The following is a 25,793-nucleotide window of genomic DNA, read 5'->3' as shown; positions in this document are numbered from 1 at the left end:
GTGCACCTCTCACGGAACCCCTGTCATGGATTTCATCTCCACCCGCAACAACGCTCCCGCCGCCACGCTCAGCCAGGCCATCGCTGCCGGACTCGCGCCGGATGGTGGCCTGTATGTGCCGCGCCAGCTGCCTGCCGCCCGCGAACTTCAGGCCGGTGAATCACTGGCGGACACTGCGGCAGCGCTGTTGCAGCCGTTCTTTGCCGGTGATGCGCTGGAGCCCGCGCTTGCCTCCATCTGCCGCGAAGCGTTCGACTTCCCGGCGCCGCTGCAGTCCCTGGCCACCGCCAACGATCACGTTCTGGAGCTGTTCCACGGGCCGACTGCCGCGTTCAAGGATTTCGGTGCGCGTTTCCTCGCCGCCAGCCTGACGCGCCTGCGTGCCGGTGAGGAGCGGCCGCTGACCATTGTCGTGGCGACCTCAGGCGATACCGGCGCCGCCGTTGCAGCAGCCTTCCACAAGCAGCCGAATCTGCAGGTGGTGGTGCTCTACCCGGATGGCCGCGTGTCACCGCGCCAGGCGCACCAGCTCGGCTGTCTGGGCGGCAACATCCGTGCGCTGCGCGTGGCCGGCTCCTTCGATGACTGCCAGGCCATGGCCAAGCAGGCGCTGGGCGATGTCGAACTGCAGGCACAGGTGCCGCTCAGTTCGGCCAACAGCATCAGCCTTGGCCGTCTGTTGCCGCAGATGAGCTACTACGCCCATGCCGCGCTCACGCATCAGGCGGCGCATGGCGGCCTGCTGAACTTCGTCATTCCCACTGGCAACCTCGGCAATGCGATGGCGGCGGTGATGGCTCGTGCATTGGGGGTGCCGCTGGGGCGCATCGTGCTGGCGACCAATGCCAACCGCGTGCTGCCGGACTATTTTGCCGGCAGTGACTATACGCCGCAGGCCAGTGTCGCCACGCTCGCCAACGCCATGGATGTCGGCGCACCGAGCAACTTCGAGCGGCTGCGCTGGCTGTACAACGGCGACGATGCGGCGCTACGCAGCGCGTTCGTGTCACGCGCGGTGGACGATGCCACCATCCGCGACACCATCGCCACACGCTACCGCCGCTTTGGTGAAGTGTTCTGCCCGCATACCGCCACTGCCGTGCAGGTGCTGGAGCAATTGCGGGCGAGTGGCGAAGCGGCTGCCGGTGAGCACTGGGCCGTGGCCGCGACCGCACATCCGGCCAAGTTCGAATCGGTGGTCGAGCCGCTGATCGGCCGTGAGGTGCCAGTGCCGCCGGCACTGGCCGAACTGCTGCAGCGTCCGGCCCATGCCGAGCCGTGTTTGCCGGAATACGCCGCGTTGCGTTCGGTCCTGCGGGGCTGAGTGCGACGGCCCTGTCCGGCCGGTGTCGTACCGGACAGGGCGGATGGCGGGATGGCTGTCTTGTGGGGTGGCGGCGTTACAGCAGTTCGCGTACCCGTTCCGGCGGGCGACACAGTGCCGTGCCCTTGGCGGTGCGCACGATCGGGCGATTGATCAGCTGCGGGTGCATCGCCATCGCCTCGATCAGCGCGGCCTCATCGTCCCGCTTCTGCGCCAGCTCCAGTTCGGCGTAAGCAGCCTCCTTGTCGCGCAGCAGGTCGCACGCGGGGATGCCCATCTCGTCGAGCAGACGGCGCAACGTCGCCGGATCCGGCGGGTTTTCCAGGTAGTTGATGACCTCGATGTCGGCCCCGGCTTCCTGCAGCAGGGCGAGTGCGCCGCGCGAGTTGGAGCACCGGTTGTTGTGCCAGATTGTCGCCTTCATCAGAACCACTCCAATAGTGAAACACCGACGCCGACATAGGTGGCGCGGTGGTTGTAATCGATCATGCTCTCGCCATAACCGTCGAACACCTGCACGTGGCCACGCAGCAGGTTGTTGATCGGGAAGCCGTAATCCAGCTGCATCGAGCCGTGCGAGCGGTCGCCACTGCGCAGCGAATGGCGCGCGCTCAGCGAAAGTTCGTGGCCGTTGCGGTTGTAGACCAGCGTCGCATCGCCGCGACCGATGTAATCCTCGATATCCGGGTTGTTGTCATCGCTGCCGCTTTCGGGGATGCGGTACCACGGGCGCAGCATCAGCGCCCAGTTCTCGCGGTCCAGTCCGACGTTCAACATCACCCGGTTCCAGCTGCGTGAGAGCGGATCGCTGCGGCCATTGGACTGGTGGTTGAGGCTGATGCCGGTCATGCGTCCGTTCCAGCCCAGCAGCGAGTAGCCGTTGCGGAAGACCAGCATCACTTCAGGCTCGTAATTGGTCTCACGGAATGGCCGAGAGGTTTCGCTGTTGTACGCCTGCCAGCGCGAGTTCTGGGTATAACCCGCCCATATATCCCCGTTGTCGCCAAACACGTTTTCAGCCAGCTTGGTCTTGAAGCTGAGCTGGAACTTCAGCTCGGTGCTTTCCAACTCCTCTGGACTGGTGACCGTGTTGTTGGGGTTGGGCGAATGCGGCCGCACATTGGGCTTGCTGGTCCAGAAGGCGGGCAGCAGGTACACAGGCTTGTAGGCGCGCAACTGGTACAGGCCGAGCTTGGAGTCCTTGGCCAGCTCCCAGCGGCTGTCCAGCAATGAACCACGTCCGGCGTTGGCCACGGCGGCGCCCACATCGTCATGGGCAAACACTTCGTTGCGCGAGGGTGACGGGTTGTCCAGCGCTTCTGCCGCCTTGCGTGTCTGTTGTGCGGCGGCGGCAGCGACATCCGCTGCCCGGGTGTCCTCGGGCGTGCGGCCCAGTGCCCGGTCATAGCAGGCCAGACGGATGGCATCGGAACTGAGGGCGACGCAGGCCTGCGGCGAGGCGGGATCGGCGAGCGCATCCTGGGCCAGTGCCGTGCTGTTGGCGGCTCCCACAAACAACACGATGGTGAGCGCAAGGGGGCTGTTACGCATGAGGCGGCCTCTGGTTGCTGAAGATGAACCCCCCGTGTGCGGGACGTATCCCGACAGCGGGTGATCGTCGAGGAAAAGCTGGTCGGGGACGATTGTCGGCGATTGCCGCATCAAACGCGCGTCGCGACGTGGCAAGGGAGGGTTTCAGACGAACCAGGCGATGGCAAAAACCAACAGCATCGCCACGGCCAGCCCCAGTTTGAGGGCAATGCCCAGCACGATGCCGAGCCAGGTGCCCAGTCCTACCTTGGTCGCCTGGCCGAGCTTCCGCCCGTGCAGGTACTCACCGGCCAGAGCGCCGGCAAACGGGCCGACAAACAGTCCCAGCGGCATGAAGAACAGGCCTGCGAGGGTGCCGATTACCGATCCGGCCAGGGCCAGCCGGCTCGCCCCCACCCGCTGGGCCCCCGCCACCGTCGAGAGCACATCCACCAGCAATGAAATCGCGGTCAGCACGCCAAGCACCAGCAGTGGAACCCAGCCTATCCGCTCGAACCCATCGGTTCCGGCCGCCAGCAGGAACCCGGCGTACATCAACGGCACGCCGGGAATTGCCGGCAGGATGATACCTGGCATGCCGGCGGCGACCAGCAGGGCGGCCAGCGCGTACAAGATGAATGAAAGGTCCATGGGCGCCTTTTTTGGGGTTGACAACGGGGATTTTGCCCCGTTGCATTTTCTCTGGTGTCGAGTTAACTTGCAGCCGCTGAGCTTGGCAAGGTCACCGTGAATCGTGGCCTGATGGGTAGATCGATCGATTTGCTGCATCGTTGCACCTCGCTTCCTCCTTGCAATCAGCCGCCTCCAAGGGCGTATCCATCAAACGAGAGAGTTACAGGGAGTTAGTCGAGATGTCTGATCGCGAAACCGGTACCGTCAAGTGGTTCAATGACGCCAAGGGCTTCGGCTTCATCAGCCGTGAAAATGGTGAGGATGTCTTCGTGCATTTCCGCGCCATCCAGACCCAGGGTTTCAAGAGCCTGAAAGAAGGCCAGCAGGTCACGTTCACGGTTGTCCAGGGCCAGAAGGGGCTGCAGGCCGACGCTGTCCAGCCAGTCTGAGTCCTTGCCACTGGTAATGAAAAGGCCCGCTCATGCGGGCCTTTTCATTTGTTGCATCCCGAGGCTGCCGCCGCTCAGCGCAGGATCACCCGGCCATTCACCACGCGAACGTAGGTGTTCTCGCGGATGCCGCCCAGATCCTTCTGGTTGACGACGATCACGCGACCATCATCCATCCGCACCTGGATGTCATAGGAGTTGCCGGTGACATTCTGCTGGATCTTGTTGCCGGCCACGGCGCCGGCAGCGGCACCCGCGGCGGCGGCAATGTTCTTGTTGCCACGGCTGCCACCGGTGTGATCGGAGATCTCATGGCCGGCGACCGCGCCGACAATGCCGCCGAGGATGGCGCCGGTCGCGGCGGGAGCGGTGCGGCCGGAGGCCAGTGTATCGATGCGGGTGACGATGCCGCAGTCACGGCACTGGCTCTGGCCGTAGCCGTTGTTGTAGCCGCCGTTGTTGTAACCACCACTGCTGTAGCCCGGGGAGGTGGCGCAGCCGGCCAAGGCGAGGCTGGCGATGGCACCTGCAGCAATCAGTTGGATCTTCATGGGACTTCTCCTTGGCGGTTGGAATGAGGGACAGCAGGTGCTGTCCTGCATCCGAATCGTGTCGGTTCGCACGTGAATGGCATGCCAACCACGTGCGCCGGAGGCGGATTACCTGAAGTCCTGGTGACAGGCTTTGCAGTCTTCACCCAGCTTCTGCAGGCTGACCGCAAGAGCGGCGCAATCGGCGGGCGGATTGGACAGGGCCTCATTGAGGGTGGCGCGGAACTGGCTGGCATGCCGCTGGAAGCGTGCATCATCCTTCAGTGCGGGGAAGGCCAGATCCATGTCGTTGGACAGTGCGCGCATCGTCTGCATGCGTGGCGTCACCTCATTGGGTGCGCAACGGTTCTGCTGCTGGCTTTCACGCAGCAATTGCGACTGCTTGGCCAGGACGGTCATCAGGCTGTCGGGGAAGTGGTCCTTGCGTTCCTGGATCGCACGCATCGCCATCACCGTGGCGACCACGCCGATCAACAGGCCCAGGATCAGGACGATCAGATAGCGCGATGCCTTGGACTGGCTGCGGACAGGAGGAGTGGGGTCGGACATGGGCAAGGATTCCAGACGAAAGAACAATGATGGTACGACGTCCGGACGGTATGCGGCCACGGTTAAAATGGGCGCATGAAAGAGCAATTGCGTGAGCGGTTTGCCGGTATCGACCGGCTGTACGGCGCTGGCAGCATCGCCCATCTGTCCGGCTGCAAGGTTGCCGTGGTGGGAATGGGCGGAGTCGGGTCATGGATCGTGGAAGCACTGGCACGCTCGGCGGTCGGGCGTCTGGTCCTGATCGATGCCGACGATATCTGCGTTTCCAACACCAACCGGCAGCTGCCGGCACTGGCCGGCCAATACGGACGCAACAAAGCGGTGGCGATGGCCGAGCGTTGCCGCGCCATCAATCCGGACATCGAGGTGGAGGCGGTGGAGGCGTTCCTGACACCTGCGAACATGGCCGAGCTGTTGGACCGGGGCTTCGATCTGGTGATCGATGCCTGCGACAGCTTCCGGGTCAAGGTCGAGGCCATCGCCTGGTGCCGTCGGCGCAAGCTGCCGATGATCACAATCGGCGCGGCCGGTGGACGCACCGATCCGACGCTGGTGCGGGTGCGGGATGTGTCGCGCACCGAGCATGACGCGATGATGGCGCTGATCCGCAAGAAGCTGCGTGCCGAGTTCAATTTCCCCAAGAATCCGCAGCGTTACTTCGGGGTGTCGGCGATCTATTCACTGGAGAACGTTAAGTATCCGCAGGCCGATGGCAGCGTCTGCGGGCTGCGCCCCAACCTCGGTGCGGACGCCGCCCTGAAGCTGGACTGCGGCGCCGGGCTGGGCGCGGCGACCCACATCACCGGCGCGTTCGCGTTTGCAGCGGTGGCGCGGGCGCTGGAAATCCTGTTGAAGTCACGCACGGAAAGCTCGCCGGGCGTGGTGTCCGGCGCCAGCGGATAAAACTCAGCTCCCGCCGGCGGGAGGAAGGCTGAACAGCCGTTGCGCATTGACGCTGGTCTGTCGGGCGATCTCGGTGGCCATCTGCTGCCGTAGCTGCGCGATGGTTTCAAGGATCACGGGCAGCCGTGCCGGCTCGTTGCGTTGGCCGCGGATGGCACTGTCCGGCTGGTCCGGCGCATCGGTTTCCAGCAGCAGGTATTCCAGTGGCATCGTCGCGGCAAGCTGCCGCAGGCGATTGGCGCGCGTGTACGTGAGCGGACCACCGAGCCCGATCAGGAAACCCATGTCCCACAGCTGCCGGGCCTGCTCGGGGCTGCCCGAAAAACTGTGGATCACGCCGCGCAAGCCACCGACCCGCCGCATCGTGTGGATCACTTCATCCATGGCACGACGCGCATGCACGATCACCGGCAGGTCGAATTCGCGCGCCAGCACCAGCTGTCCGTGGAAATAGTGGCGCTGCAGTTCCCGATCGAGGCCGTCGACGAAAAAATCCAACCCGCATTCGCCCACGGCGCAGGGGCGTTCGCGCTCGATCCATTCGCGCAGCGCATCCAGATGCTCTGGCCGATGTGCGTCCAGGAACATCGGATGCAGGCCGTAAGCAGGATACAGTCCGCGCTGCGCCGCACACACCGTGCGCAGTCCGGGCCAGCTGGCGGCGGTGATGGCCGGAACGATCTGCACGCCCACACCGGCAGCGCGGGCGCGCTCGACCACTGCGAGGCGGTCCGCATCGAACTCGGAAGCATCCAGATGGCAGTGGCTGTCGACCAGCTGCACGGCTTCAGCGTTTGTGTGGAATGACCGTGGACTCCGACGGCGGATCCTTGCGTCGCTTCCAGTTGGCCAGCAGCAGGGTGCCAAGGCCGAACAGGATCTCATCCATGAACGGGATCGGGTCGGGCAGCAGCAGGCTCACCGCGAACAGCGCCGCAGTGATCTTGAACAGGGTCGGGTACCGCAACTTGCGCGCCCAGGACAGCAGCGGCGACAGCATCGGGCTGGACATGTGAGGGGCCTGCAGGGAAAGAAGAGGGAAGACGATCGCAATATTGAGGCGAATCCTGAACTTTGTAAGGGCCTTTGCCTGAAATACCTGTCTGTGTTCAGCTTTATCGTGGTGGAATCGCCAACAGGTCAGCGCGGATGGGCCGCAGGGAGCCGACAATGAAGAGCAACACGACAACGATTCTGGTCGCCGCGGGCGCGCTTCTGGTGGGCGGCATCGCCACGGCAGCTTTCATGAGCGGCCGTGAGCGGGCGCCGGGTACGCCAGTGGTCGACAGCACCAACCCGATGTTGGACAACGCCACACTCACCGATGACGCCGCCCTGAGCGACGCCCTGGCTGCCGGCGGCAAGCTGGAATATGCCGATGTGCTGAAGGTCGCGCCGGTGACACAGAAAGAGCGCGCCTACGCCACGGTGACCGGTAGCGAACCTATCCGCGAAAGCTCCACCAGTACCGTTCCGCATGAAGTGTGCGAGGACGTAGTGGTGCAGGAGCGCCTGCCCGAGCGTGACGGCAATGTCGGCGGCACCGTCGCCGGTGCGGTGATTGGCGGCCTGCTGGGCAACCAGGTGGGCGGCGGCAACGGCAAGAAGGCGGCCACCGCTGCGGGTGCGGTAGCCGGCGGCGTGATCGGCAACCAAGTGGACAAGCGACATGTGGGGGGGCGTGTCGTCAGCCGTACCGAGCGCCAGTGCCGTACCGAGAACAGCACGTCCGAGTCCTCGCGGGTGACCGGCTACAACGTCACCTATCGCAATGCCGATGGCAGCACCGGCAGCATGCGCATGGACAGCAAGCCGGGCAGCCGCGTTGCAGTGGGCAATACCAACCAGACCGTCGGCTATGACGTGACCTACCGCTACGACGGTGCGGAAAAAACCATCCGCATGCAGAGCCGCCCGGACAGCGACCGGCTGCCGGTGATCGATGGCCAGGTGGTCACCCAGACCGCGGCGGTGGAGCAGGACGTCGTCCGCCACTGAAACCTGTCCGGGAAGAACGGGCCGGTCGGCGTAACCGCAGGTTGGCGGGTGCAACAACAGGAACGCCCTGCAAGAGGCGTTCCTGTTTTTATTTGCAGGCAGGTGAACCGTTGTGGCAGATGGCTTGTTCGCGCCGCATCCATACCGGTAAGGCTTCGGCGCGCAGGAGACCCGTCAAAAACAATGCCCGCAACCAGTGGTGCGGGCATTGGCTTTTCCTGGATTGCCTGGAAGTCACTGCCGTGCAGCGACGATCCCCCGAGGCGGCCTGTTACGGCTGGACGTCCAGCCCTTCCACCTTCTGCCACCCCCTCGGCAACAGGTGGCCACGCGAAGCACGTGCCCCCACGTAGGCGTCCAGATCCTTGTACGACAGACTCATGGTGCGCTGGCCGCTGCGCACCTGCAGGGTGTTGCCGGGCGACACCGCGACCACCGCAACCACACGTTCGGTAGCGAGCTTGGCCCGCGGGATCTCGATGATCTTGTTGCCCTTGCCCTTGTCCAGCTCGGGCAGGTCGGTGGCGGGAATGGCGAGCATGTTGCCGGCGCTGGTGACCGCGACGATGCGGTCGGTTTCCGGGTTGGTGACCACCGCCGGTTGCAGCACGCTTGATCCGGTGGACAGGTTGAGCATCGCCTTGCCGGCCTTGTTGCGGCCGGTGAGGTTCTCGAAACGGGTGACGAAGCCATAGCCGTGCGAGGAAGCCAGCACGAAGCGGGTGTTGTTCTCACCGCTGGCCAGGGTCACGAAGGAACTGCCGGCGGCCGGTGAGAAGCGGCCGGTCAGCGGTTCGCCATTGCCGCGTGCCGAGGGCAGGGTGTGCACCAGGGTCGAGTAGGCACGGCCCTCGTTGTCGAGGAAGGCCACCTGCTGGGTACTGCGGCTGCGGGCGATGCCCAGCAGGCTGTCGCCTTCGCGGTAGGAGAGGCCGGTGCCGTCGATGTCGTGGCCCTTGGCGGCACGTACCCAGCCCTTTTCCGACAGCACTACGGTCATCGGCTCGCTGGTGACGAGCTCGGTCTCGTCGATGGCCTGTGCGGCGCCACGCTGCACCAGCGGCGAACGGCGTTCGTCTCCAAACTTCTTGGCATCGGCGATCAGCTCGTCCTTGACCAGCTTGCGCAGCTTGGTGGTGCTGCCCAGGATCGACTGGATGTAATCCCGCTCCTTGGCCAGCTCGTCCTGCTCGCCGCGGATCTTCATTTCCTCCAGGCGCGCCAGCTGCTTCAGGCGGGTATCGAGGATGTAGTCGGCCTGGTCCTCGCTCAATGCGAAGCGGGCAATCAGCGCGGCCTTGGCATCATCCTCGGTACGGATGATGCGGATCACCTCGTCCAGGTTGAGGAAAGCGACCAGCAGGCCATCCAGCAGGTGCAGGCGGCGCTCGACCTTCTGCAGGCGGTGGTTGAGGCGGCGGGTGACGGTGTCGTAGCGGAAACGCAGCCATTCGGACAGCAGCGTTTTCAGGTTCTTGACCTGCGGGCGTCCATCCAGGCCGATGACGTTGAGATTGACGCGGTAGCTGCGTTCCAGGTCGGTGGTGGCGAACAGGTGTCCCATCAGCTGTTCGGCATCCACGCGGTTGGAGCGCGGAATCAGCACCACCCGCACCGGGTTGGCGTGGTCGGATTCGTCACGGATGTCTTCCAGCCACGGCAGCTTCTTGGCGCGCATCTGCGCGGCGATCTGCTCGATCACCTTGGACGGCGAGACCTGGTGCGGCAGCGCGGTGACGACGATGTTGCTGCCTTCCTTGAGGAAGGTGGCACGCGCGCGCACGCTGCCATTGCCGGTTTCGTAGATGTTTCGCAGGTCCGCCGCCGGGGTGATGATCTCGGCGGTGGTCGGGTAATCCGGGCCCTGTACGTGCTCACACAGATCGGCGACCGTGGCCTGCGGATCATCGATCAGGCGGATCAGTGCGCTGACGATCTCGTTGAGATTATGCGGTGGTACGTCGGTGGCCATGCCCACGGCAATGCCGGTGGTGCCGTTGAGCAGCAGGTGCGGCAGGCGTGCCGGCATCCAGGTGGGCTCTTCCAGCGTGCCGTCGAAATTCGGTGTCCAGTCGGTGGTGCCATGGCCCAGTTCGCCCAGCAGCACTTCGGCGATCGGCGTCAGCTTGGATTCGGTGTAACGCATGGCCGCGAACGATTTGGGGTCGTCGCTGGAGCCGAAGTTGCCCTGGCCTTCGATCAGTGGATAGCGGTACGAGAATGGCTGCGCCATCAGCACCAGCGCCTCGTAACAGGCCGAGTCGCCATGCGGATGATACTTGCCGATCACATCACCCACCGTGCGCGCGGACTTCTTCGGCTTGGCCGCGGCGTTGAGCCCCAGTTCGCTCATCGCATAGATGATGCGGCGCTGCACCGGTTTCAGGCCATCGCCAATGAACGGCAGGGCGCGGTCCAGCACCACGTACATGGAGTAGTCGAGATAAGCGCGTTCGGCATATTCGCGCAGCGGTTGCTGCTCGTAGCCATGGAAAACAGTGCGGACTAGATCGGTCATTGCGGGAGGGAGCTACCTGTTGAGCGAAGTCCGGCGGGGCCGCCGGCTTCCTGATCAAGTGATTATCCGGATGCCAGCGGGGATGCCAAGCCAGTATCTGCGATGGTTGCGAAAGGGACCGCCGTACAGTGCCTGTGTGAGTTGGCTGGAATCCTTTCCCGCAACTGGCTCTGGTGCGGCGCAAGCGTCGTGGCTGGAGAATTCTCTGCCGGAGCAGAACAACTTGCATCAATCCAACGCGCACAAAAAAACCCGCTTTCGCGGGTTGTTTCGTTTGAGTCGTGGTGCCCAGGAGAGGACTCGAACCTCCACGGAGTTGCCCCCGCTAGCACCTGAAGCTAGTGCGTCTACCAATTCCGCCACCTGGGCGACTCAGGAGGAGAATAATGCCGGGACCGGAATCTGATGTCAACGGTTGATTGCGACTTTCCGTCCTGCACGGGTGATGCCGGAACCGGCCGCACATCAACCGGATGCAGTCGGCTATGAGCAGAGCTGAAGATGCAGTATCGCGAGCAGATCGCGATGAATCAGACCAGCGTGACCGAAGGGCAAATGGGCTGCCCGGCAGCGCCGGTCAGCGGAGCCGACCAGGCGTTGAAGCACATCATTATTCCCTTGTTGTTGCAGCCGCACTTCTGCCCGGTGCTGATCCGCCAGTCTTCCCAATGTGGGCGCTTGGCAGGTTGCCCGAATTGCACGGATTTCGCCCTCAGCCCGGCGCCTGTTCCAGCGGCAGGATGATGTTGCTCAGCCGCCAGCGCAGCCCGTCACGGGTAAGCACGAACACGATGTCGCGACCGTCGCGGGTCTGCGTGGTGGCGGTGAAACGTGACACTGATTCGTAGCGATGGTGGGCGTCGCGCAGCGGCCGGGCCGGGGTTGGAGGGGCGTACGTATCGCCACCGGCCGTGTCGCCGATCACCCGCTTCCACACACCCTGGCCCTCGAGCAGGGCACCGATGCCGACCGGGGTCACCAGCGTATCGACCCCGGCACCGGCCAGATTGCCGGCCACGCCCAGCGCCACCGCGCCCAGCAGGCTCGATTGCAGTTCCGGTCCACCACGGCGGACCACATAGTCGCTCAGCTGTGCCTTCAGGTTGACCCGCAGCGTCGGAAAATCCACGTGGCGCGAGAGCTGCGCGGTATCGCGCTCCTCGATCGCCTCGCTGATGCCGTGGATCGCCAGATACGGGCCGGCGACGACATAGCCGCCGGTGGCCACGAGCAGGGCCAGGATTATCGTCAGCAGCACTTTATTCATCGTCCATCCTCCTTGGCGGGGCAACCAAAGCCTGCCGCAAAACCGCGGCGGCAGGGTGAACAATGACCCGGGCGGCGCCGGCGTGTCGGTCGCAGCGATTGCGACGCGGCCGTGCTGACATGGCCGCAGCATTGCCGACGGTGCACACTTGCCGCTCTTCGCCATACCGGATGCGCTTCCGCCATCCGCGTTTTCCCGGGAATCGATTCATATGCGTCTGCTGCACACCTCCGATCTCCACCTCGGCCAGAACTTCCTCGGCCAGTCGCGCGAAGCCGAACATGCGGCGTTTCTGGACTGGCTGGTCGGGCAGGTACAGGCGCACCGGGTGGATGCGGTGCTGGTGGCTGGTGACGTGTTCGATACCGGCACCCCGCCCAGTTACGCGCGCGAGCAGTACAACCGCTTCATCGTCGCCCTGCGCGATACCGGCGCGCGGCTGGTGGTGTTGGGCGGCAACCATGATTCGCCGGCGATGCTGTCCGAATCACGCGGGCTGCTGGCGCGGCTGGACACGCTGGTGGTGCCCACGCTGATGGCCGAGCCGCAGCAGCACGTCTACCGGATTCCCGGTCGCGACGGTGCGCCGGGCATGATCCTGTGCGCGGTACCTTTCATCCGTGCCCGCGATGTGGCGCGCAGTGAGGCCGGGCAGAGCGCCGATGACAAGCGTGGCGCGATGATGGAGGGCATCGCCGCGCACTACGCGCGCATCCACGCCGCCGCCGTCGCGATGCGCGAGGCCGAAGCCGCACCGCTGCCGATCGTGGCCACCGGCCACCTCACCACGGTCGGGGCCAGCACCAGCGATTCGGTGCGCGAGATCTATGTCGGCTCGCTCAACGCCTTTCCGACCAGTGCGTTCCCGCCGGCGGCGTACATTGCGCTGGGGCATATCCATCAGCCGCAGAAGGTCGGCGGGCTGGAACACATCCGCTACAGCGGCTCGCCGATTCCGCTCAGTTTCGACGAGGTCGGGCAGGCCAAGCAGGTGCTGCTGGTCGAGTTGCAAGGCGAGCAACTGCAGTCGGTGACGCAGCTGTCGGTGCCGTGCTTCCGGGTGCTGGCGCGGGTGGCCGGCACCCTGACCAGCCTGCCGCAGCAGCTGGCCGACGTGGCCGCGCGGGTGCCGTCCGGCGAGCTGGGCTGGGTCGAGGTCACGGTGGAAACCGATGACTACCTGCCGGATCTGCAAAGCCGCATCGCCGCGCTGGTCGAGGTGTTGCCACTGGAGGTGCTGCGCATCCGGCGCAAGCGCAGCAACGTCAGCGCGGTGATCGATGCCGCCGACGGCCAGCATCTGGACGAGTTGCAGCCGCGCGAGGTGTTCGCGCAGCGACTGGCGCAGGAGGAAGATCTTTCGGAAAAGCGGGTAGCCGAGCTGCACGCCTGTTTCGAACAGGTGCTGGCCGCGATCGAAGAGGGAGAGCTGGCATGAAGATCCTCTCGCTGCGGCTGAAGAACCTCAATTCGCTCAAGGGCGAAACCCATCTGGATTTCACCGCGCCGGCCTTTGCCGATGGCCTGTTCGCCATCACCGGGCCCACCGGCGCCGGCAAGACCACACTGCTGGACGCCATCTGTCTGGCCCTGTTCCATCGCACCCCGCGCATGGCCACCCTCTCGGCCGCGCACAACCCGCTGATGACCGAGCACACCGCCGACTGTCTGGCCGAGGTGGAGTTCGAGAGCCGTGGTCAGCGCTACCGGGCGTTCTGGGCGCAGCGACGCGCTCGCGACAAGGTCGATGGCCGCCTGCAGGCGCCGCAGGTGGAACTGGCGCTGGCCGACGGGACCATCATCACCACCTCGATCAAGGAGAAGCTGGAGGAAACCGAGGCCCGCACCGGGCTGGATTTCGACCGTTTCACCCGCTCGGTGTTGCTGGCGCAGGGCCAGTTCGCCGACTTCCTCAACAGCTCCGACAAGGATCGCGCCGAGCTGCTGGAGCAGCTCACCGGTACCGATATCTACAGCGACATCTCCCAGCGCGTGTACCTGCGCACCGACCAGCTCAAGCGCGAGGTCGAACAGTTGCAGGCCCATGCCGGCGGCGTGCAGCTGCTGCCCGAGTCCGAGCGCACGGCACTGCAGGAGCAGGCTGAGCAGCTGGCCGCGCAGCTGCCGCCGTTGCTGGCCGCGCAGCTGCACAGCCGCGAGGCGTTGGCCTGGCGGCAGGAGCTTGACCGGTTGCAGGCACAGGTGCGCGCGGCCGACACGGACACGCGCGCCGCGCAGCAGGTGCTGGACGATGCCGCACCGGCACGCGAGCGGCTGCAACGCGCGCAGCCGGCCGAAACGGTCTGGCCGGCCTGGAACCACTGGCAGCAGGCGCGACAGGTGCTGGCCGAGGCCGTTGATGGGCATGAGTGTGCGCAGCAGCGGCAGCTCGAACAACACCAGCGCGAATGCGATGCGCTGTGGACGTGTTTGCAGCTGGCGCGGCAAAGCGCGCAGGCCAGCAGCGATGTATTGCACCGCGATGAGCAGCAGCTGGAGCAGCTGCAGGCGACCCAGAGCGGTCTTGCCGCTCACGCCCAGCTCGGCGATAAGTTGCCGGGCTGGCGTGCGGGGTTCACCCAGTTGCAGGCCGCCAGCCAGCAGTTGGCACAAACGCAGCAGGCGCTGGGCGATGCGGGCGACAAGCATGCACAGGCACGTGATCAGCTGCAGGCCGGCGACGCCCAGCGGGCAGGGCTGGTAACGGCGCTGGAGCAAGCCATCGCAAAGCGGGACACGCAGGCAGGACAGTTCAGTGCTGCCAGCACTGGCACCAGCCTGGAGGCGCTGCGCGCTTCGCGCGACCAGCTGCGTGAGCGTTATGGCGCTCTGCGTGATCTTTCGCCGCTGGCCGAGAAGCGACAGATGCTGCGCGCGCAGATCAGCGTCGAACAGGCGCAGCTGCAGCAGCTGCAGGCCGCGCTGATCGATGACGAACAGCAGCTGTCAGCTGCGCAGAGCGCGCTGGCCGCCGCCCAGGCAGCCCGCGATGACCGCCAGCGCATCGCCGCGCTGGAGTTGCAGATCATGGATCTGGCCGGACATCGCGCCACGCTGGAAGACGGGCAGGCCTGCCCGCTGTGTGGCGCCACCGAACACCCGGCCATCGAGCAGTACCGGCAGCTGGACCCCAGCGCCGCGCAGGCCGCCGCCAGTGCCGCTGAACAGCAGCATCGGCAGGCCTACGAACAGCAGCAACGCAGCGAGCTGCAACTGGTGGCGCGGCAATCGCAACTGGAGCGCGCCAGCAAACAACTGGATGCCTTGAACGGGCAGTTCGCCGCGCTCGGCACCGAGTGGACGGCGTGCTGCGCGCAATTGCAGCTGACGCTGTGCAAAGAAGACGAACAGGCGGTGCTGCAGGCCGAACTGGATGCCACCCGTGCAGCGGGCACGCAGCTGAGTGAGCAGCTGAGCCGGATCGAACAGCTGCAAGCCGCGCTGCAGGCCGTTCAGCAACACTGCAACGAACAGCAGCTGGCGTTGGACCGCCATGACACCCGGTTGCAGGGCCTGCGCGAGGCGTTGGCGCTGGCCGCCGGCCGCGAGCAGGAGCTGCGTGATCGCCACGCAGCGGCCATCAGCGAAGTCGAGCATCTGCGTGAGCAGTTGTCGACCGATCTGCCTGAAGGCGATCTGCCAGCCGATACCGGCGCGTGGTTACAGCAGCGTGAGCAGGAGTGGACGCAATGGAGGCAGCGCGAAGCCGAACTGCTGGCGCTGCAGCAGCTGCTGGTCCAGCGCCGCAGCGATGCCAAACAGGCGGGCGAGCAGGGCAGTCACTGGCAGCAGCGCTGGGACGAGAGCGGCCATGCCGCCGAACCGGGTCAGGCACTGGCGCCGGTGGCCGACCCCACCGCAGAGCTGCGCCCCGCCGCCACGCAGCTGCAACAGGTACAGCAGCAGATGCAACAGGCCGCCGCGGCATCGCACGCGGCCGAGGTGCTGCGGGAGAGTCGTACGCAAGATCTGCATCAGGCCGAAACCCGGCTCGATGCAGCGCTGCGCGAACACGGCTTCGCCGACGTCGAGGCGCTGCTGGCCGCGCGCCTGCCGCCCGAACAGCGTCAGCAGCTGCAGGCGCAGCAGGATGCACTTGCCCAGTCGCTGGCCGATGCCCGCAGCCGTGCGGCGCAGTTGCGCGAGCGCGAGCAGTCGCTGCAGGACAGTCCGCGCAGCGATGCCAGTGCCGGGGAGCTGGAGCAGCAGGCGCTGGCCAGCGAGGCGGCCGTGCAGCAGGTGCGCGACCAGGCTACGGAACTGCGTACCTGGCTGGAGCTGGATCAGGCCCAGCGCAGCGGCCTGCAGGTGCTGCACGCGCAGATCGACGAGGCCGGCGCGCGGCTGGAGCAATGGCAGCACCTCAACGGCCTGATAGGCTCGGCGCAGGGCGACAAGTTCCGCACCTTCGCCCAAGGCCTGACCCTGGACCAGCTGGTGCGGCTGGCCAACCAGCACCTGCAACGGCTCGATGGCGGCCGCTACCTGCTTGCCCGCGCCGGTGTCGGGCTGGCGCTGAGTGTGCTCGATACCTGGCAGGCCGACGTCCGCCGCGACACCCGCACCCTGTCCGGCGGTGAGAGCTTCCTGGTCAGCCTGGCGCTGGCACTGGGCCTGTCGGACCTGGTCAGCCACAAAACCCGCATCGACTCGTTCTTTCTCGACGAAGGTTTCGGCAGCCTGGACCCGGATTCGCTGGATGTCGCCCTGGACGCGCTGGACAGCCTCAACGCCCAGGGCAAGCTGATCGGCATCATCAGCCATGTCGATGCGGTCAAGGAACGCATCCCGGTGCAGATCCAGGTGCGCAAGACCCGCGGGTTGGGGCACAGCACGGTGCTGAGCCCCTGAACCGGGGGCGTCCTGCGGGCCGGTAGGATCGCCTTCCGGGCAAAAAGCCCGGCGTTCCGAGTTCAGGTGCTTGGCGGCCCGAGCAAAAATCTCCGGGCACCGAGAAAAAAGCTCGGCACGTCGAGCAGATTGCTCCACGCTCCGGGCAAAAAGCCCGACGCTCCGAGCTCAGGAGCTCGGTAGCCCGAGAAAAAAGCTCCGTGCGCTGAGCAGAGAGCTCGGAATTCCGGGCAAAGTGCTCCATCGCACCAATTCGGCAGGCTGGGTTGGATTCATCAACCCGGCATCACGGAAAGCTCAAAGGCGCTGGGTTGGTAGAGCTCACCCAGCCGACCGCTCTGCGGGACTGATTCGCTCTAACGGTGTCCGCACGATGGCCAAGTCAAAGCGGGAAACGGGGCCGGCTGGTATGAATCAAGCGCTACAGGTCGGCACTAGCGCCCGCGGCGTGTGCGGCGGCCCTCGTTGCCTTGTTTGGCCGCAAGGCTCTGCGCGAATTCCGGGAAGGTCTCGGCGATCGATGCCGCATCCGGCAGGACATAGAACACTCCGCCGCGCTCGAAGGTGGGTTGGATGATCTGCTCATAGAACCCGGGCGAGACGTTGATGCAGCCGTGGGTGACGCGGTTGTCGTCCGGTGTGGGCGAGGCAAGGCGCTCTGCGCGTCGCTCGGTCGGAACACCGGTAGCGGTGGGGTGCATGGAAACTGCCGAATCGTAGTCCACCCACAGCACGCGCCCGGCATCGATCGATGGGCCGTAGCCGCCCACGAAGCGACCGGCCGGCGTGGTGCGATCCTTGCCGGGAATCTCGCGAAGCGCCAGACCGGCGATGCCCGGGGCCGTGTGATCACCCACTGCCGAGCCGAACAGTCCCGGCGTCGCGCCGCGAAGACGGCCGTCACCGCTGAACACCAGGATCTGTGCGGCGGTCTTGTCCATGATCGCGAACGGATAGCCATGGTTGTCATTGGCTGCGACCACCCAGCCGGCGAGTTCAATCACCGTGTCCGATACGTCCTGGTCAGGCGGAAGCTGATCGACGGCAGCAACCGGTTGCGCGGCTGCCTCCCCGGCACTGGCAACGCCGATGCCGGCGAAGACCAGCGCCATTGCCAGTGCGACGTGAGTGATGCGGATTGCGGGGCGTTTGAAGGTACGGATGGGCGGTTCCTTGGAATGAAAGCCTGCGTGATGGAAGGAAACCAGTGGCCGACAAAGGCCACCGGAATCCCGGGGTCAAGCGTCTGTGTCAGCCGCGCGGCGTGCGCCGGGGAGCACTTTCGAGCTGCTGGACGCGGCCTTCAAGCTGATCCAGCCGCTGGTTGGCCTGCTGCGCGGACTGGTTGGCGGATTCGGCACTCTGCGCCGCGCCCTGCACACGCGTGTCGAGCTGGTCGAGGCGCGAGTTGATTCCTGCAAACTCTTCTTTATAGGTCGCGCAGGAAGCGAGGCCTGCCGTGGCGACGATCGCCACAGCAAGCGTACGTGCCATCACTAGATGTTGTCTGGTCAGAAACATTCCACTACTCCTTCGTCTTGGGGCCTCTGGAATATAGCGGGCTTTTGGCGGCAGCCCGGATCCGCTTTCAGCTGATATTGGAATACGTGTAGGGACAGTGAAGGCCCGCAAAAATGAATTGGGCGCGTCCATCCGACATCACAGAAAATCCCGAAGCACTGTGTTAATGGACTCCAGCCCGGCTGCGGAAAACGAAGGAAATGATGCTGCGTTTCAGGCGGACCGGGGAGGCGGGTAATTCCAGTCGGCAGTGGGCACGGCTCAGTGATGACCTGCCGTGTGGGCTTCGGCCCAGCGGCGCAGCAATACCAGAGTTTCAGCCCAGGCCTGGCTGCAGAAGCCCAAATATTCGCTGTGCGGGTCCCAGCCGAGATGGTGGAACTCCAGCACCGTCATCGGTTCACCTTCGTGCGGCAGGCCGCGCCAGGTGCCGGGGCTGGCGCGACGGGAGAGGTCGAAGCGGATCTCGGTACCGAGCCATGCCGAGGCCGGACTCATGCTGGGATGGTCGCTGATGACCTCCCAGCGCACGCGCTGGTCGGGGACCGTCTCCAGCACCTTCATCGCCACCACGCCATGGCCGGCGCCCGGGTTGTGGCTGAGGAGGGTGGCACCGTCGATTACCGACTGCTGGTGCGCGATCCACCATTGGCTCAGTCCCCCGGCGGTGGCCAGCCCGGTATACACGGTGGACAGGGGAGCATCGATCCAGAGCTGGTGATGGATGGCGGTCATGGCGGCGGCCTCCTGTCGGGTGGTACCGGCAAGGGTGCCGCAAACCGTGGCAGCGGGTGTGAAACCGGCCCGATCAGAATTCCAGGTCCAGCGCCGCGCACAGGTAGTCGATGAACGGCGCCAGCGTGGTGTAGTCCTTGACCAGGGTCTGGCGCAGCTGCGGGCTGCACATCTGCGCATCGGTCAGCGGGCGTGAATACACCCAGTTGCGCTGTTTCAGATCCTCGATGTGCGGGTGATCGGCTGGGTAGCCGCGTGGAGGCCGCTGCAGCTTCTCGTCGGTATCCATCGTGAAGCGGCGGGTGATGGCCGGGTCGCGCACGGCGCGCTCCCAGCTGGCCGGGTTGTCGAAAATGAACTGGCGCACCTTGCGCATGTTCTCCGGCTCGGGATGCCACAGGCCGCCGCCGAGGAAACAGTTGCCCGGCTGCAGGTGCAGGTAGAACAGCGGCACGATCTGCAGGCGGCGACGTTCGTGGTAGAAACGCGCGCCCTGCCAGGTCTTGTAAGGCGATTTGTCGTGGGAATAGCGCGCATCGCGCTGGATGCGGTAAAGCGATCCGCCCACCGTGCGCGGATCGGCACGGAAATGTGGACTGATCGCCTCGATATCCGGCTGCAGGTCGCCGATCAGGCGCAGGAACGGCTGGCGCAGATGCTCTTCATACTGCGGCTTGTGGTCGTTGAACCAGGTCTTGTTGTTGTGCGCGGCCAGCCCGTGCAGGAACTTGAAACTGGCGTCGGAAAAATAGGCGGTCATAGCGATTGCTGCAGGTGCTGGCCCCAGTGCTGCAAGTGCTCCAGCAGGGCGAGGCGCTCGGGTTGGTCGTGATGTTCGGCGCGCAGTTGCTCGATCTGCGCGAAGTACTGCGGCAGGGTCTGCTCACCCAGTCGGGCGGCTTCGTCGAACAGGCGCAGGCGGCGGTAGTCGTCCCAGCGCGAGCGGTCCTCGCCGTGCAGCGTGTGCGGGTGGTTGCGGGCACGGTAGCGGAACAGCAGTTCCGGCAGGCGCGGGTCGCGGAAACGGCTTTCCAGTTCGGCCAGCGCTTCGGGCGGGGCGGTGCGTACCTTGGGCATCAGCGCCTTGTCGCCGTCGGCGAGGAAGCCGTCGTACAGCGAGGCGTCGGCATCGACTGGGCCGGCCGAACGTTCGCCGGCGAACACGCAGCGCACCTTCTCGGCCAGTTCCGGGCCGAGTGCACGCAGCTGTTCGACCTTGGCTTCAATGGCGGCCGGGTCGATGTCCAGACGGGCGAAGTCGGGCGCGCGCAGGTGGTTCCAGGCCACCAGCGCCGGCACCTTGTTCAGATGCACTTCCTTCAGCGGCACCCGCTGCTGGCCTTCAGGCAGGTCGGTGGCACGGGTATACAGGCGCGCGGCGATCTCCTCGGCCGACAGGTCCAGCAGCTGCTGCACGTCGCCCTCCAGATCGAACACGATCACCCGGTTGCTGATGTGCGGGTGGCGGGTCAGCGGCAGCACCGGTGCGGCGCACAGCCGGTTGGCCGGGTAGCGCATGGAGATGTGCAGTACCGGTGTCATCGCCACCACGTCCAGCAGGCTGCCGACAAAGCGCTTGTCGCGCAGCTTCAGCGCGTAGTCCCACATGCGCGGCTGCGCCTGCCGGAAGCGGCGCGCCATGCCGATGGTGGCGTAGACGTCGGACAGCGCCTCGTGGGCGTCGCCTTCGCGCACGTCGTTGGCGATGGCCAGGTGTTCGAGCTTGAACGAGGTGGCGCCGTCCTCGCGCTGCGGCCACTCGATGCCGTCCGGACGCAGCGCGTGCACCAGCCGCAGCATGTCCAGCAGGTCCCAGCGCGAGTTGCCGCTGCGCCATTCGCGCTCGTAGGGGTCAAAGAAGTTACGGAACAGACCGTGGCGGACGAACTCGTCGTCAAAGCGCAGCGTGTTGTAGCCCAGCGTGCAGGTCTGTGGCCTGCTCATCAGGTCGTTGATACGGGCGAAGGCTTCGGCCTCGCTGACGCCTTCGGCCAGTGCGTGCTGCGGGGTGATGCCGGTGATCAGCGTGGCGATGGGGGAGGGCAGCAGGTCGTCGGCCGGCTTGACGTAGAAGCTGACCGGCTCGTCGATCACTTCCAGCTCGGCATTGGTGCGCACCGCCGCGAACTGGGCGATACGGGTGCGGCGCGGGTCCTGGCCGAAGGTTTCCAGGTCGTAGAACAGGAAGCTGCCACTCATCAGTGCGCTCCTTCCAGTACCGGCAGCTGTTCGTGGACGATCCGTTCCAGCGCGGCCCAGTCCATCTGCTCCAGCGTGGTGTGGCCGGCGGTGGCGTCGGCAAGGATGCGCTGCTGGATGCGGGTGCGCTCCAGCGCCACAGCATAAGGCGTGTGCAGGAAAGTGACCATCGTGTAGTGCGGTACGAAGCGGGTGGGCCAGCGTGCCTGCAGCGCCTGTTCCAGCTCGCGTTGCAGCAGGAAGGCCGGATCGGCCACCTGGTCGCGCATCTCGATGTAGTTGTCCAGCGCCATCTGCTGGATTGCCGCGGCGTTGGGCTTGCGTTCGCGTTCGAACAGGGCGAAGGCCTGCGCGGTGTCGGTGTTGGCAGCCAGCGCATCTGCCAGGAACACGCAGTCCTCGAACGCGCAGTTCATGCCCTGGCCGTGGAACGGCACCATGGCATGGGCCGCATCACCGATCAGCACCGCTTTGCCGTCCAGATGCCAGCGGTCCAGGTACAGCGTGCCGAGCAGGCCCGGCGGGTGCTGTTCCCAGTCGCGGCGCAGATCGGGAATCAGCGGCACCGCGTCGGCGAACTCACGCTGGAACAGCGCCTGCGCCTCGGCGCCACTGCGCACATTGGCGAAGCTGGGCTCACCTTCGTTGGGCAGGAACAGAGTGACGGTGAAGGTGCCTTCGTCGTTGGGCAGGGCGATGCACATGTAGCGGCCGCGCGGCCAGATGTGCAGCGCGTTGGGCTCGATCTGGAAGCTGCCATCGCCGTGCGGCGGGATTTCCAGCTCCTTGTAGGAGTGGTCGAGGAACTCGGTGCGCTCGCCCAGTGGCGACTTGCGGCTCATCGCCGCGCGCAGCGCCGAGCCGGCACCGTCGGCACCGATCAGTGGCGTGTCGAAGTGGATGTCGTGCGGCGAATCGTCACGGTCGTCGATGAAGCGTGCATAGCCGGCATCGAAATCCACCGTGTGCAGGCGGCGATGGAAGTGGAACCGCGCACCGGCCTCTTCGGCCAGCTGCAGCAGGGTGACGTTGAGTTCGGCGCGATGCACTGACCAGATCACCTCGCTGTCATCGCGGCCATAGCGCTGCAGCTCTGGCGCACCGTTGCGCGGATGCACCATGCGCCCGCGCATCATCACCGCCTTGGCCATCACCGCCTCTTCCACGCCGGCCTGGCGCAGCGCATTGCGGCCGCGTTCGGCCAGCGCCAGGTTGATCGAGCGGCCGGACTCGTAGTCGGCGATGCGCGGATCGCCGCGACGCTCGTAGACGGTGATGCGCCAGCCCTGGCGGGCCAGCAGGATGGCCAGCAGCGAGCCGGCCAGGCCGGCGCCGATCAAGGTGAGATGACGCGTGGGAGAAGTGTTCAAATCAGTGTTCCGGAGCGGTAGCCAGGAAGGGGCGAGGCGGCTGTGGATCAGATGCCGGCCCAGGCTTCGACCTCGTCCACGAAGCGGTAGACATCGCGGTAGCGGTTGTACATCGGTGTGGGCGAGATGCGGATCACGTCCGGTTCGCGCCAGTCACCCAGCACACCGACCGACTGCAGGTATTCGAACAGGGAACGTCCCTGTTCACGACCACCGGCCACCCGCAGCGACAGCTGGCAGCCGCGGCGTTCCGGCTCGGTCGGCGTGATGATCTGCAGCACGCCATCCAGACGCGCGCGGACCATCATTTCCAGATAGCCGGTGAGCTTGAGCGACTTCTCGCGCAGGGCCGGCATGCCGGCTTCGTCGAACAGCGCCAGCGAGGCGCGCAGCGGTGCCAGCCCGAGCACGGGCGGGTTGCTCAGCTGCCAGCCTTCGGCGCCGACTTCCGGGATGAATTCCGGTGCCATCTGGAAGCGCGTGGCCTGCTCGTGACCCCACCAGCCGGCAAAGCGCGGCAGCGAAGTGTCGCGTGCGTGGCGTTCGTGCACGAAGGCGCCGGCGACCGCGCCGGGACCGGCGTTGAGGTATTTGTAGTGGCACCACACCGCAAAATCCGGGGCGATGTCATGCAGCGCCAGCGGCACGTTGCCGACCGAATGGGCCAGGTCGAAGCCGACATTGGCACCGTGCGCACGCGCCAGCCGGGTGATCGCGGCCAGATCGAACACCTGCCCGCTGCGGTACTGCACGCCGGGCCACAGCACCAGCGCCACGCGCGATCCATGTTCTCCCAGCGCCCACTCGATGGCCTCCATCGAGATCGTGCCGTTGGGTTCGTCCGGCTGCACTTCGATCAGGTCGGTGGCCGGATTGAAACCGTGGAAACGGATCTGCGCTTCGACCGCATGGCGGTCGGTCGGGAACGCACCGGCCTCCATCAGGATCGCCGGGCGCTCGCGGGTCGGCCGGTAGAAGCTGACCATCATCAGGTGCAGGTTCACGCTGAGCGTGTTCATCGCCACCACTTCGCCGGGCTGTGCGCCGACCACGCGGGCCAGCGAATCGGCGACCAGCCGGTGGTAGCCCATCCAGTGCGTGGGACCGGTGAAATGACCTTCCACGGCGATGCTGGCCCACAGGTCCATCACTTCCTGCACCATGGCCCTGGCGCCCTTGGGCTGCAGGCCCAGCGAGTTGCCGACGAAGTAGGTCTGGTCGGCGGACTGGTGCTGCGGAATCAGGAACTGGCTGCGCAGCTTGCGCAGCGGATCGGCGGCATCCAGTGCGGTGGCGTGGGCCGGGGACAGGGTTTCGTTCATCGGTACGCGGGCGTCGAGTAAGAGCCCGAAGTGTACCTGTCCCGGCGTGGTTGCCGGATGCGGATGCGGGCAGTTGCGCGAGCCGGGCGGGGCGCTGTCAGATCTCGGGCGACGCCGGCGTCGGCAACGGATGCACGGTGCCGCAGTGCCCGCAGGTGCGATGCTCCAACGAGGAATGAAAGCGGTCGAACACCTTGGGCAGGTCGGTCTCGATGTTCTTCAGGTGGAAGAACTCTTCGTGGATCTTGTGGTTGCACTGCGGGCAGAACCACATGAAGCCGTCGAGTTCGTGCTCCAGGCGCTTGCGCTCGATCACCAGCCCGATCGAGCCGGGCATGCGCTGCGGGGAGTGCGGCACCCGCGGCGGCAGCAGGAAGATCTCGCCGGCCCGGATGGGGATGTCGCGCACCGCGCCATCCTCCTGCACGCGCAGCACCATCTCGCCTTCGAGCTGGTAGAACCACTCCGGGCCCTCATCCCAGTGGTAGTCGCTGCGGCTGTTCGGTCCGCCGACCACCATCACGATGAAATCACCGTTCTCGATCATCTTGTTGCCGACCGGCGGCTTCAGCAGATGCCGATGCTCTTCGATCCAGCCGAGCAGGTTGAGGGGCATTGCGTGCATGCGGATACCTAGAAAATGGGACGTGCCAAGGCCCTGGGCGCGGGCAGGGTCGTGGCTGCTACTTCAGTGGCGTTTGCCGTGGAGCGGCACGAATGACAGTGCCTTCTCGTAGGCCGGCTGCAGTTGTTCGGAACTGCCGACGTCGATGCCCATCTCGCTGACCCGGCCATCGCGCAGGCTGTAGACCCAGCCGTGCACCATCAGTTTCTGCCCGCGCTCCCAAGCATCTCTGATGATGGTCGAACGGCAGGCGTTGGCCACCTGCTCGATCACATTCAGTTCGCACAGGCGGGCGTGGCGCAGCTCCGGATCATCAATCAGGGAAAGCAGCTTTTCATGCTTCTGGGCGACGTCGCCGACATGCCGCAACCAGTTGTCGGCCAGCCCGACGCGGGTCTGGTTCAGTGCCGCATGCACGCCGCCGCAGCCGTAGTGGCCGACGATCAGGATGTGCTTGATCTTGAGCTGGTCCACCGCGTACTGGATCACGCTCAGGCAATTCAGGTCGGTATGCACCACCACATTGGCGACATTGCGATGCACGAAAATCTCACCCGGTGCCATGCCGATGATCTGGTTGGCCGGCACGCGTGAATCGGAGCAGCCGATCCACAGGTATTCCGGATTCTGCTGCGTGGACAGTTGCCGGAAGAAATCCGGATCTTCCTTCGCGATCCGGTCCGCCCAGGCGCGGTTGTTCTGCAGCAGCTGATGGATGTCTTTCATGGTGAAGCTTCCCTTGCGATCTTGGAGGGGGAGGGCGTCGCCACCGTGTCAGGGGCGACGTCGCAGGAAATGGGGCAGGTCAGTCGCCGTCGGCGGCTTTATCGCGAAGCCGGCGCATCCATTGCGCCAGCTCATGGGATTCAGGCGTGGCCAGGCGTTCCAGGTGTGCAATCACCGCCAACTGGTTGGGCTCGGGGTGGTTCTGGCTAAGCTTCAGTGTGATCTGTGTGTGCTCGACGGTGAAACGGAAGCCGACAATGCCACGCAGCTGGCGGAGGTGGTCATCACGCTCTGGCTCAAAGCGCCAGTCCTGGCCGACGCTGGCCTCGAACCGGTTACTCAGCGCGCTGACCAGCTCGACCAGTGCGTTGGGGTCGTTGAATGGCTGCAACTGGCCACGCAGTTCGGCGGTGGCGTAATCCCATGTCGGGACACGGGCGATGTGCAGCTTGTCCGGATACCAGCTGGCCGACACATAGCCATGAGGGCCGTCCACCAGCACTTTGGCGATGCCGTGGCGCTGCGCCTGCGGATTGGACCGGGCCCAGTGCCCGAGCAGTTCGATCTGCTGCCCTTGACGACGGTAGAGCACCGGAATACGGCTGATTTCAGGCAGGCCATCATCACCGGTGGTCAGTAGCGTGACAAAGGCGTTGCGCTCCAACAGGTGGTCCAGCCACTGCAGATCCTTTTCATCGAATGCGCGGGGACTGAACATGCGT

26 protein-coding genes and 1 tRNA gene are annotated in these 25,793 nt (G+C 65.4%); 7 read left to right on the top strand and 20 right to left on the bottom strand.

Annotated features, from left to right (window positions below; genetic code table 11):
- The first annotated feature begins 25 nt into the window (after positions 1–25).
- Complete coding sequence (thrC, locus tag ACSBPQ_RS07995) at positions 26–1,324, top strand: threonine synthase (protein WP_442684475.1); 1,299 nt, start codon at positions 26–28, stop codon at positions 1,322–1,324.
- A 76-nt stretch (positions 1,325–1,400) separates the two neighbouring features.
- Here thrC and arsC read toward each other — a convergent pair whose 3' ends face one another.
- The 3 genes from arsC to ACSBPQ_RS07980 all read right to left on the bottom strand — a co-directional run bounded on the left by arsC (position 1,401) and on the right by ACSBPQ_RS07980 (position 3,505).
- A complete protein-coding gene (gene arsC / locus ACSBPQ_RS07990; protein WP_442684474.1) occupies positions 1,401–1,748 on the bottom strand; it encodes an arsenate reductase (glutaredoxin) in 348 nt (115 codons plus the stop codon).
- Positions 1,748–2,875: a phospholipase A gene (locus ACSBPQ_RS07985; protein WP_442684473.1), complete on the bottom strand. Its 1,128-nt coding sequence runs from the start codon at positions 2,873–2,875 to the stop codon at positions 1,748–1,750. Before ACSBPQ_RS07985 ends, arsC begins: the two co-directional genes overlap by 1 nt.
- Before the next feature lie 144 nt (positions 2,876–3,019).
- Complete coding sequence (locus ACSBPQ_RS07980; RefSeq protein WP_442684547.1) at positions 3,020–3,505, bottom strand: DUF456 domain-containing protein; 486 nt, start codon at positions 3,503–3,505, stop codon at positions 3,020–3,022.
- Between the two features lie 221 nt (positions 3,506–3,726).
- Between ACSBPQ_RS07980 and ACSBPQ_RS07975 the strand changes: the two genes are divergently transcribed.
- Positions 3,727–3,936, top strand: coding sequence for a cold-shock protein (locus tag ACSBPQ_RS07975; RefSeq protein ID WP_054658958.1), 210 nt, complete (start codon positions 3,727–3,729; stop codon positions 3,934–3,936).
- Between the two features lie 74 nt (positions 3,937–4,010).
- Here the strand turns inward: ACSBPQ_RS07975 and ACSBPQ_RS07970 are convergent, their stop codons facing one another.
- Together ACSBPQ_RS07970 and ACSBPQ_RS07965 are read right to left on the bottom strand one after the other, a co-directional pair.
- The gene (locus tag ACSBPQ_RS07970; protein WP_442684472.1) at positions 4,011–4,487 is read right to left on the bottom strand and encodes a glycine zipper 2TM domain-containing protein; all 477 of its coding nucleotides are present in this window, start codon (positions 4,485–4,487) and stop codon (positions 4,011–4,013) included.
- A 108-nt stretch (positions 4,488–4,595) separates the two neighbouring features.
- On the bottom strand, positions 4,596–5,036 hold the full coding sequence (locus ACSBPQ_RS07965) for a cytochrome c (protein WP_442684471.1): 441 nt from the start codon (positions 5,034–5,036) through the stop codon (positions 4,596–4,598).
- 75 nt (positions 5,037–5,111) lie between these two features.
- Between ACSBPQ_RS07965 and ACSBPQ_RS07960 the strand changes: the two genes are divergently transcribed.
- Positions 5,112–5,939 (top strand): tRNA threonylcarbamoyladenosine dehydratase, encoded by an 828-nt coding sequence (locus ACSBPQ_RS07960; protein ID WP_442684470.1) that lies wholly within the window; start codon positions 5,112–5,114, stop codon positions 5,937–5,939.
- A 3-nt stretch (positions 5,940–5,942) separates the two neighbouring features.
- On the opposite strand, the gene ACSBPQ_RS07955 is transcribed toward ACSBPQ_RS07960, so the two are convergent.
- Both ACSBPQ_RS07955 and ACSBPQ_RS07950 read right to left on the bottom strand, forming a co-directional pair.
- Entirely contained in the window at positions 5,943–6,722 is a 780-nt protein-coding gene (locus ACSBPQ_RS07955; protein WP_442684469.1) for a TatD family hydrolase, read from the bottom strand.
- A gap of 4 nt (positions 6,723–6,726) precedes the next feature.
- On the bottom strand, positions 6,727–6,951 hold the full coding sequence (locus ACSBPQ_RS07950) for a DUF6116 family protein (protein WP_442684468.1): 225 nt from the start codon (positions 6,949–6,951) through the stop codon (positions 6,727–6,729).
- Between the two features lie 158 nt (positions 6,952–7,109).
- On the opposite strand from ACSBPQ_RS07950, the gene ACSBPQ_RS07945 reads away from it, so the two are divergent.
- Positions 7,110–7,937: a glycine zipper 2TM domain-containing protein gene (locus ACSBPQ_RS07945; protein WP_442684467.1), complete on the top strand. Its 828-nt coding sequence runs from the start codon at positions 7,110–7,112 to the stop codon at positions 7,935–7,937.
- Positions 7,938–8,208: 271 nt separating this feature from the next.
- Here ACSBPQ_RS07945 and parC read toward each other — a convergent pair whose 3' ends face one another.
- Together parC and ACSBPQ_RS07935 are read right to left on the bottom strand one after the other, a co-directional pair.
- The gene (gene parC, locus ACSBPQ_RS07940; RefSeq protein ID WP_442684466.1) at positions 8,209–10,455 is read right to left on the bottom strand and encodes a DNA topoisomerase IV subunit A; all 2,247 of its coding nucleotides are present in this window, start codon (positions 10,453–10,455) and stop codon (positions 8,209–8,211) included.
- 282 nt (positions 10,456–10,737) lie between these two features.
- A tRNA-Leu gene (locus ACSBPQ_RS07935) sits at positions 10,738–10,824 on the bottom strand.
- A 132-nt stretch (positions 10,825–10,956) separates the two neighbouring features.
- On the opposite strand from ACSBPQ_RS07935, the gene ACSBPQ_RS07930 reads away from it, so the two are divergent.
- The gene (locus ACSBPQ_RS07930) at positions 10,957–11,199 is read left to right on the top strand and encodes a hypothetical protein (RefSeq protein WP_442684465.1); all 243 of its coding nucleotides are present in this window, start codon (positions 10,957–10,959) and stop codon (positions 11,197–11,199) included.
- Here ACSBPQ_RS07930 and ACSBPQ_RS07925 read toward each other — a convergent pair.
- Positions 11,168–11,722, bottom strand: coding sequence for a DUF2939 domain-containing protein (locus tag ACSBPQ_RS07925; protein ID WP_442684464.1), 555 nt, complete (start codon positions 11,720–11,722; stop codon positions 11,168–11,170). The genes ACSBPQ_RS07930 and ACSBPQ_RS07925 overlap by 32 nt on opposite strands.
- Positions 11,723–11,933: 211 nt before the next feature.
- On the opposite strand from ACSBPQ_RS07925, the gene sbcD reads away from it, so the two are divergent.
- Both sbcD and ACSBPQ_RS07915 read left to right on the top strand, forming a co-directional pair.
- Positions 11,934–13,160, top strand: a complete 1,227-nt coding sequence (sbcD, locus tag ACSBPQ_RS07920) for an exonuclease subunit SbcD (RefSeq protein WP_442684463.1) — start codon at positions 11,934–11,936, stop codon at positions 13,158–13,160.
- Complete coding sequence (locus tag ACSBPQ_RS07915) at positions 13,157–16,573, top strand: AAA family ATPase (RefSeq protein ID WP_442684462.1); 3,417 nt, start codon at positions 13,157–13,159, stop codon at positions 16,571–16,573. Before sbcD ends, ACSBPQ_RS07915 begins: the two co-directional genes overlap by 4 nt.
- A gap of 434 nt (positions 16,574–17,007) precedes the next feature.
- Here the strand turns inward: ACSBPQ_RS07915 and ACSBPQ_RS07910 are convergent, their stop codons facing one another.
- The 10 genes from ACSBPQ_RS07910 to ACSBPQ_RS07865 form a co-directional block, all read right to left on the bottom strand.
- Positions 17,008–17,685 carry a hypothetical protein gene (locus ACSBPQ_RS07910; RefSeq protein WP_442684461.1) on the bottom strand — a complete coding sequence of 226 codons (678 nt, stop codon included), beginning with the start codon at positions 17,683–17,685 and terminating at the stop codon, positions 17,008–17,010.
- Between the two features lie 139 nt (positions 17,686–17,824).
- The gene (locus ACSBPQ_RS07905; RefSeq protein ID WP_442684460.1) at positions 17,825–18,094 is read right to left on the bottom strand and encodes a hypothetical protein; all 270 of its coding nucleotides are present in this window, start codon (positions 18,092–18,094) and stop codon (positions 17,825–17,827) included.
- Positions 18,095–18,355: 261 nt separating this feature from the next.
- A complete protein-coding gene (locus ACSBPQ_RS07900; RefSeq protein ID WP_442684459.1) occupies positions 18,356–18,829 on the bottom strand; it encodes an SRPBCC family protein in 474 nt (157 codons plus the stop codon).
- 73 nt (positions 18,830–18,902) lie between these two features.
- Entirely contained in the window at positions 18,903–19,589 is a 687-nt protein-coding gene (locus tag ACSBPQ_RS07895) for a DUF2461 domain-containing protein (RefSeq protein ID WP_442684458.1), read from the bottom strand.
- Positions 19,586–21,028: an exodeoxyribonuclease I gene (sbcB, locus tag ACSBPQ_RS07890; RefSeq protein WP_442684457.1), complete on the bottom strand. Its 1,443-nt coding sequence runs from the start codon at positions 21,026–21,028 to the stop codon at positions 19,586–19,588. The genes ACSBPQ_RS07895 and sbcB overlap by 4 nt, the downstream gene beginning before the upstream one ends.
- On the bottom strand, positions 21,028–22,398 hold the full coding sequence (locus ACSBPQ_RS07885) for an FAD-dependent oxidoreductase (protein ID WP_442684456.1): 1,371 nt from the start codon (positions 22,396–22,398) through the stop codon (positions 21,028–21,030). The genes sbcB and ACSBPQ_RS07885 overlap by 1 nt, the downstream gene beginning before the upstream one ends.
- A 47-nt stretch (positions 22,399–22,445) precedes the next feature.
- Positions 22,446–23,720: a kynureninase gene (kynU, locus tag ACSBPQ_RS07880; protein WP_442684455.1), complete on the bottom strand. Its 1,275-nt coding sequence runs from the start codon at positions 23,718–23,720 to the stop codon at positions 22,446–22,448.
- 97 nt (positions 23,721–23,817) lie between these two features.
- A complete protein-coding gene (locus ACSBPQ_RS07875) occupies positions 23,818–24,345 on the bottom strand; it encodes a 3-hydroxyanthranilate 3,4-dioxygenase (protein WP_442684454.1) in 528 nt (175 codons plus the stop codon).
- A 63-nt stretch (positions 24,346–24,408) separates the two neighbouring features.
- Complete coding sequence (can, locus tag ACSBPQ_RS07870) at positions 24,409–25,071, bottom strand: carbonate dehydratase (protein ID WP_442684453.1); 663 nt, start codon at positions 25,069–25,071, stop codon at positions 24,409–24,411.
- Between the two features lie 79 nt (positions 25,072–25,150).
- Entirely contained in the window at positions 25,151–25,789 is a 639-nt protein-coding gene (locus tag ACSBPQ_RS07865) for an FMN-binding negative transcriptional regulator (RefSeq protein WP_442684452.1), read from the bottom strand.
- Between the last annotated feature and the right edge of the window lie 4 nt (positions 25,790–25,793).

The organism is Stenotrophomonas sp. JC08, from assembly GCF_052180205.1.
Taxonomy (GTDB): Bacteria; Pseudomonadota; Gammaproteobacteria; order Xanthomonadales; family Xanthomonadaceae; genus Stenotrophomonas.
This window is presented reverse-complemented; position numbering and strand designations above follow the sequence as displayed.